At 60.1% G+C, this 7,440-nt stretch carries 6 protein-coding genes; 2 read left to right on the top strand and 4 right to left on the bottom strand.

The genetic code is table 11. The annotated features are described in order from the left end of the window. From L972_RS11855 to L972_RS11845, 3 genes are all read right to left on the bottom strand, one after another. On the bottom strand, positions 1–1,975 hold a 1,975-nt coding region (locus tag L972_RS11855), incomplete at its 3' end, for an exoribonuclease II (RefSeq protein ID WP_047438446.1). Between the two features lie 99 nt (positions 1,976–2,074). Next, entirely contained in the window at positions 2,075–2,974 is a 900-nt protein-coding gene (locus L972_RS11850) for a LysR family transcriptional regulator ArgP (RefSeq protein WP_047438444.1), read from the bottom strand. 201 nt (positions 2,975–3,175) lie between these two features. Beyond that, positions 3,176–3,826 carry an acyl-homoserine-lactone synthase gene (locus tag L972_RS11845; RefSeq protein WP_047438442.1) on the bottom strand — a complete coding sequence of 217 codons (651 nt, stop codon included), beginning with the start codon at positions 3,824–3,826 and terminating at the stop codon, positions 3,176–3,178. Positions 3,827–3,888: 62 nt separating this feature from the next. On the opposite strand from L972_RS11845, the gene L972_RS11840 reads away from it, so the two are divergent. Together L972_RS11840 and lysE are read left to right on the top strand one after the other, a co-directional pair. Next, a complete protein-coding gene (locus L972_RS11840; protein ID WP_047438440.1) occupies positions 3,889–4,671 on the top strand; it encodes a LuxR family transcriptional regulator in 783 nt (260 codons plus the stop codon). Positions 4,672–4,878: 207 nt separating this feature from the next. Continuing rightward, on the top strand, positions 4,879–5,487 hold the full coding sequence (gene lysE / locus L972_RS11835) for an L-lysine exporter (protein ID WP_047438448.1): 609 nt from the start codon (positions 4,879–4,881) through the stop codon (positions 5,485–5,487). 81 nt (positions 5,488–5,568) lie between these two features. Here the strand turns inward: lysE and L972_RS11830 are convergent. Continuing rightward, a partial coding sequence (locus L972_RS11830) for a methyl-accepting chemotaxis protein (RefSeq protein WP_047438451.1) occupies positions 5,569–7,440 on the bottom strand: 1,872 nt, incomplete at its 5' end.

The raw sequence follows: 7,440 nt of genomic DNA, 5'->3' as shown, positions 1-7,440 counted from the left end.
CCGCTGGGGCTTCCGGTGCCGGGCCCGGCACCAACTCCACCGCCGGCTTGGCGATAAGGGAGCGGGTCTCTTCCACCGCTTCGGTTAGTTTGACCTCGATGATCTGGCCGAGCTCATAAACCACTTCGGTCTTGTCCAGATAGACGCGGCCGTTGTCCCAGTTGCACTCCAGTCGATCCTTGTTGTCGAGGATGTGACGGGCAGGCAGGAAGACCACGGCGCCGTTCTCCTGCAGACGCAGCTTGAGGCCGGCACGCATCACGTCGATGATCTCGGCGTTGAACACCTGATCGGTGCCAGCGGCGGCTTTCAGGTAGCGAACATAGAGCCAGTCGCCGATGTCACGCTCCACCATGCGGTGCAGACGGCGGCAGGCGGTCAGATGCTCGGTGAGCTCGGTGCTCGGGCGCTCACCCGGGGTCTTGCCGGCGATGACGGCTTTGAGCAGACGATGGTTGACCATATCGCCGTACTTGCGAATAGGTGAAGTCCAGGTGGCGTAGGCATCCAGACCCAGGCCGTAGTGGGCGCCCGGTTCGGAGGACATCAGCGCATAGCTCTGGAAGCGGCGGATCTTGCCATCCAGCCAGCGGGTGTCGAGGTTGTCGATCCAGCGGCGCAGGGCGCAGAAGCCGGAGAGGCTGGCGATCTCGTCGCGCTCGAACGGGGCTTCGGCACTCTTCAGCAGGTCGATGGCGCCGTCGAGGGACTCTTCGTCAAAGCCGGTGTGAACGTTGAAGATGCCGTAACCGACGCTCTTGCCCAGCACGCGACCGGCGCAGATGTTGGCGGCGATCATCGACTCTTCCACCATGCGGTTGGCGATGCGGCGCGGCTCGACGTGGATGGCCAGCACTTCGCCATTCTCGCCCAGCTCGAAGTCGTAGTCGGGACGATCCGGGAATACCAGCGCATGCTCGGTGCGCCACGCGATGCGTGCTTCGGTCATCGCCTTCATCAGCGGCAGCTGGGCCAGTACGCCTGCGTCGATGGACAGCTCTTTGCCATGCTCGGCCCAGTCGGAGACGTCGTCATAGTTGAGGCGGGCGTGGGAGCAGATGCGAGCGGCGAAGAACTCGGTCTCCTCCAGCAGCAGACCGTCTTCGGCGATCAGCAGACGGGCACACAGGGTGTTGCGCTCCTCACCCTCTTTCAGGGAGCAGAGCTCGTCGGAGAGGGTGCGCGGGATCATCGGCACGTTGCGGCCCGGCATGTAGACGGTAAAGGCGCGCTGGGCGGCCTCTTTGTCCAGCTCGCTCCCTTCGGCCACATAGGCGGTCGGGTCAGCGATGGCGACCAGCAGCTCCCAGCCGTTATCCAGCTTGGTGATGGCCAGCGCATCGTCCATATCCTTGGTTTTGGCACCGTCGATGGTGAAGAAGGGCACCTTGGTCAGGTCACGACGGGGCAGCTCTTCCTCTTCGATGACCTTCCACTCCGGCAAATCAGCCGGCTCGACCTGGGCCAGATTGTGGCGCGCCAGCACCACCCACCAGGGCACATTGTGATCTTCCTGGGCGGCGATCTTCTGGATGATCTCGGCAGAGAAGTTGCCGTCGACCAGCGCATGGCGCTTGAGGGTAGCCACCACCCAGTCACCTTCCTTGAACTCTTTCTCATCCAGGCCCTTCTTGACGCGGGCCTTGATGGCATCCTTGATCAGCGGATGGTCGGCAACCACGTTGAGGCGGTCACGGAACATCTTGACCCGGGCCACGAAGCGGGTGACGGACTGCTCCAACAGGGTATCCGGCTCGGCCACTTCCTTCTCTTTTTCGGTGCGGATCAGGGCGGTCACCCGGTCACCGTGCATCACCTTCTTCATGTAGGGAGGCGGCACGAAATAGCTGGTCTTCTCATCGACTTCCAGAAAGCCGAAGCCCCGGTCCGAGGCGCGGATCACACCCTCTTTCTTCGGGATGTTTTCGCGGATTTGTTGCTTGAGCTGGGCCAGCAGCGGATTGTCTTGGAACATAAGTGAGGAACCTGAAGTGAAAACCTGGGTGGAGACCTGATGAAGGATCGCCCAGCACTATACGTTTTTAGCCCTGCAAAGCCAAGGTGAATGGCCTGCTCAGCGTGGTTTCAACTGCGATCTGGCATGGTCGATAAGGCGTTGGGAGAGCTGCTTGTGAACCCCTTTTTCCAGTACCCAGCGGTGCCAGTAGAGGCGTTCCGTCAGAACATGGTCGGGACTGAGGTTGAGTAGTGACCCGCCTGCCAGCTGGCCTCTTATCTGCAATTCGGGGATGAGACAATAGGCCAACCCCTGTTCGGCCATGGCGACGAAGGCCTCTGACGAGTGGACCGTATGGCAGGGATAACCGCCCGGCTCCAGCCCGAAGCGTTCTCTCATAAAGCTCACATGCATGTCATCGCGCTGATCGAACGCCACCGCCGGTGCCTTGGCCAGCGCCTCACGGGTCAGGCCGCGAGGGAAGTGGCGTGCAACGAAGGCGGGGCTGGCGGTAAGCAGATAGTTCATCTCACCGAGCTCATCAACGCAGCAACCCGCCAGCGGCTGGGGATGCAGGCTGACTGCACCAAAGGCCTGACCCTCGCGGACCTTGTCGAGGGTGCGGCTCTCGTCATCGACCAGCAGGTTGAGTTCGATGGGGTGCTGTTTCAACAAGGGGGCAATGGCGGGCAAAAACCAGGTGGCCAGGCTGTCGGCGTTGACGGCGATGCTGATCCGGATTGGCCCCTGCGGCTCATCGGGAGTCAGCTCCCTCGCCAGTTCGAGCTCGAGCTGGTGTACCTGCCGATAGTGGGCAAGCAGCTTCTGGCCGAGTGACGTGGCCTGCAGCGGTTGGCTGCGAATGAGCAGCGGCTCGGCAAATTGCTGCTCCAGCTGCTTGATCCGCTGGGAGATGGCCGACTGGGTGATATGGAGCGACTTGGCCGCCCGATCGAAGTTCTGCTCCTGCAGTACCGCATCCAGCGCCCGCAGCAGTTTGTAGTCCAGCTCTTTCATCTTCTCCCCCTTCCGTTGCCCAAGGGCTGACTCTACGTCACTCGGCAGGGGACAACAATGGGCGGTGGAAGGGACGTTGCGCTGTGATTTTTGACAGTAGTGGTCAGGCCATTGAGGGAGGATACTCTCTGGTGCCGCATGGGGTAGCCCTGCGCAGATCGTAGCGACATCTTTATCCCGGGTCTGTTTTCCCGGGATTTTTTATGAGTGAACTGCCAGCACCGGTGACGGTTGCTGTAGTGGATAATGGCTGGTTTGATAATGGCCCAGCAGAGGTTGGGAGACCGCCTGCGCGAAGCGCTCATCCAAATGGAAGCGGATGCCAACGCCCCTTACCGCCCCCAGATCGACCGCCTGACGATGACCGAGCCGCTCGATGGGCAGGCCAAGTCGGCGGAAGATGCGCTCCACCGGCAGGCTGACGACGGCGACCAGCTCCCGGATCCCGTGGGCATGGGTGAAGGCATAGACCTCGCGGAAGATGACGCAAGTGAGTTCGCTGACGCCATTGCTCATGCGCGGTGCGCGCTGGGCATCGATAGCCAGACGGGTGAGTTCCCAGACATCGGGGGTGCGTGGCGCGCTTTCACCGGCAAGAGCGGTGGGGAAGATGGTGGGCAGCATATAGGCATCGGCACAGTTGAGCAGACGAATACAGCCACACAGCCCTTGTTCGTCCTCGATCAGAACCCAATGGGTGTCTGGCGTGTCGAAGCTGTCACGCTCCAGGCCCCGATGAGACTCGACATCCCAGCCTAGCCGGTCGGAAAAGACGCGATTTCGAAAGCGATAGAGTTCATTCTCCACCTCGTTTCGTGGATGTTCTCTCAATTTTCCTTTAAAAACCAACATTATGGACCCTCTATCTTGCTATTCGCCGTTATAATCACATGTCTGGCCAAGGGGGCTTTCATATGAACAGAGACCAACTGCTTGAGTACCTCGAACATTTCACTTCGGTGACGGACGGCAATCGTCTGGCCGAACTGATCGGTCGCTTTACGCTCGGGATGGGCTATGACTACTATCGCTTCGCCCTGATCCTGCCGATGTCGATGCAAAGGCCCAAGGTGGTGCTGTTCAACCAGTGCCCCGATTCCTGGGTGCAGGCCTATACCGAAAACAACATGCTGGCGTGCGATCCGGTGATCCGGCTGGCACGCAAGCAGACGCTGCCCATTTACTGGAACCGTCTCGATGAGCGGGCCAGTTTTCTGCAGGAGGGAACCATGGACGTGATGGGGTTGGCAGCCGAGTTCGGGTTGCGTAACGGCATCTCCTTCCCTCTGCACGGTGCTGCCGGGGAGAACGGTATTCTCTCCTTCATCACCTCCGAGCGGGCCTCGAGCGACCTGCTGCTGGAGTCCTCGCCGATCCTCTCCTGGATGTCCAATTACATCTTCGAGGCGGCCATTCGGGTGGTGCGTTTCAGCGTGATGGACAGTGCGGGTAAAGACCCCTTGACCGAGCGCGAGACCGAATGCCTGTTCTGGGCAAGTGAAGGGAAGACCTCTAGCGAGATCGCCTGCATCCTCGGGATCACGGAGCGCACGGTCAATTACCATCTCAATCAGGTCACCCGCAAAACCGGCTCAATGAACCGCTATCAGGCCATTGCCAAAGGGGTTAGTACGGGGCTGTTGCTGCCCAATCTGGAGCAAGTCGTGGTTACCAACTTCCCCAGATTGCTGCAGTAGACTGAGCCCACAGGCGCAACAGATTCTCCTGCCGCACTCTGAGGGTCACAATTGTCAGATCCGGTAATTGACAAGGGCTGGAACAGCGGCAGGGTATGCCGGTTTTTATTAGCAAAATGAATCAATCAGTAAATCAATGAATTTCTAAGAAGGAACTACCATCGCTATAGTGCCGCTCATTCATCATTTCGAACGGTACTCTCCATGATGCTCGCAACGACACTGCAAGGCTTCACCATCGGTCTGGCCATGATTATCCCTATCGGCGCCCAGAATGCTTTTGTGCTGAGCCGGGGCATCCATCGCAATCACCATTTGCTGACGGCCACGCTCTGCAGCCTCTGCGATCTCACCCTGATTGCTATCGGCGTATTTGGCGGAGCCAATGTGCTGGCCGCTAGCCCCCTCGGCATGGCGCTGCTCACCTGGGGAGGCGTGCTGTTTCTCGGCTGGTTTGGTAGCCGTTCCCTGCTCAGTGCCTGGCGCGGTAAAGGGGAGGGAGTTGCCGATTCTGCTCAGCAGATGGGGGCCAAAAGCGTGCTGGCGATGACGCTGGGTGTTACGTTGCTCAATCCTCACGTCTATCTCGATACTTTGATGCTGCTCGGCTCCCTTGGCAGTCAGGTGAGCGAGTCCCTGCGTCCGGCCTTTGCTGCGGGGGCCATGCTGGCCTCGTTGGTGTGGTTCTACTCGCTGGCGTTGGGGGCGGCGGCACTGGCGCCCTGGTTGGCTCGCAGCCAGGTACAGCGGGGGATCGACCTGCTGGTCGGCATCATCATGCTGAGCCTGGCTGTTCAACTGGCCATAGGACGTTGAGGAAGTTAAGGCGGCAGGAATGAGCGACCGGTAATAAAAAGATGCCACTCACATGAGTGGCATCTTTGCTATTGGAGGGGCTCAGACTCTGAACTGGGAGAGCAGGCGCTGCTGCAGCAGGCTGGCCTGATGGAGCGAGGAGGCGAGTTGCAGACACTCCTGCGCCTCCTGTTCGCCGGTTCTGGCTTGCAGACTGATGCCGGAGACCTTGTCAGAGGAGTGGCTCAGGGTGTGTGACAGTTGCCCGGTAGCCACGGCCACCTGCTGCACCATGTCGGCCAGCTGGTCGATGGCGCCTTCCACCTTGAACAGGATCTGCTTGGTGTTCTCGGAGTCCTGCATGCCGGACTCTACCGTCTTGAGGTTGCGCTGCATCATCAGGTAGGCGGTCTCGGTCTGCTGCTGGATGCTACTGATCACCTGGCTAATTTCGGCGCTTGATGTTGCGGTGCGATTAGCCAGGGTGCGCACCTCGTCCGCAACCACCGCAAAGCCACGTCCCATCTCCCCCGCGCGGGCCGCTTCGATGGCCGCATTGAGTGCCAGCAGGTTGGTCTGTTCCGAGATGCCGCTGATGGTGGAGATGATCTGGCCAATCTGACCCGCCTGCTCCTTGAGGGAGTTGATGGCGATGGCACACTCGCTCACCTCTTGTACCACCCGCTGCATGCCCGCGCTGGCGGAGGCGACATACTGGCTGCTCTCGGTGGTCAGCTGGCGCACCTCATTGGCATTGTGGGCCGCCATGCTGCAGTTGTCCGAGATACCGGTGGCGACTTGCACCATCTGTTCACTGTCGTGGTGCAGGGCCAGCGCATGTTCGGCGGTCTGGCGGCTGCTTTGGCTGATTGCCTCCACCCGGTTGACCGAGGTGTGAACGTGCTCGCTGATGTGCTGGTTGTTGTCCATGGTGGAGCTGATCATCTTCTGCAGTTTCTCGATGAAACGATCCACACTGTTTGCCAGCGAGCCTATCTCATCATCACGTTGCAGGTTGATGCGGGCGTTGAGGTCTCCCTCGCCGGCGGCGATATCCTGCATTCGTTTGTCTACTTGCAGCAGTGGGGTTACCAGTTTGCGGGTCAGCCAGAAGCCGCAGAGGGTGACCATTATCAGGCTCAGCAACAGGCCACCCAGCAGCAGGGTTCGGGTCTGGCTGATGATGCCGTTGAGCTGGGCCACCTGATCCTCGACGGTGGCATCGCCGCTCTCCTCGATGGCAACCAGTTGTTGTCGCAGCTCATCGGCACTGACCTCATAGGCGGACTGCTGGGCCTGATAGCTGCCGAGCGCATCGACCCACTGTCCCATCAGTTGTTGATGCCGGGTTAACAGGGAGCGATACTCTGCCGACAGTGTTTTGCCGGCAAATTCCCCGGTTCCCTCGATATCGAACAGCCCTGTGCCGAGCATGCTGTCGATCGCTTCGTGGTAGAAATCGGTCGCCTCTTTCAACTCGACCTTGATCGCTTCTGTGACTCCTTGTCTGCGCATCTTCTCCAGCGCATAGAGTTGGCGTAAAAAGCCGATGTTTGACTCCATCCCCCCATCGGCCGCTTCCCAGCGAGTGGAGAGGCCGCTGTTCCAGCTGATGGTCTGGTCGGGGGATTGGGTCAGCGCCTCGACCGCGCCATCGCCGATCACCTCCAGCTGGGTCGAGAGGCGGGCCATCAGGTCGGCGTTGTGATGCAGGGCCTGATCCACCTCGGTATAGGCGTGATAGAGCGCCAGCAGCTTCTCTTGTTGCTGTTGATAGTCCTGCTTATGCTGTTCCATGGTGGCAAGGGCCGCACCATCAATGAGCTGCCCCTGGCTGACCCGGGCCAGCGCGTCATCGGTCGCCGCCTTGGCAGCATCGAGTTCGGCGCGATTGAGCGGGGTTCCGTTTTGCATCTTCTGAATCTGTAGCTGTTGGTTGCCCAGCTCTATGGAGCCCTCCATGGCACCGTCGGC

This window comes from Aeromonas sp. ZOR0001 (genome assembly GCF_000801015.1).
GTDB lineage: Bacteria > Pseudomonadota > Gammaproteobacteria > Enterobacterales > Aeromonadaceae > Aeromonas > Aeromonas veronii.
The sequence above is the reverse complement of the archived record's forward strand: the minus strand, read 5'-3'. Positions and strand labels throughout refer to the sequence as shown.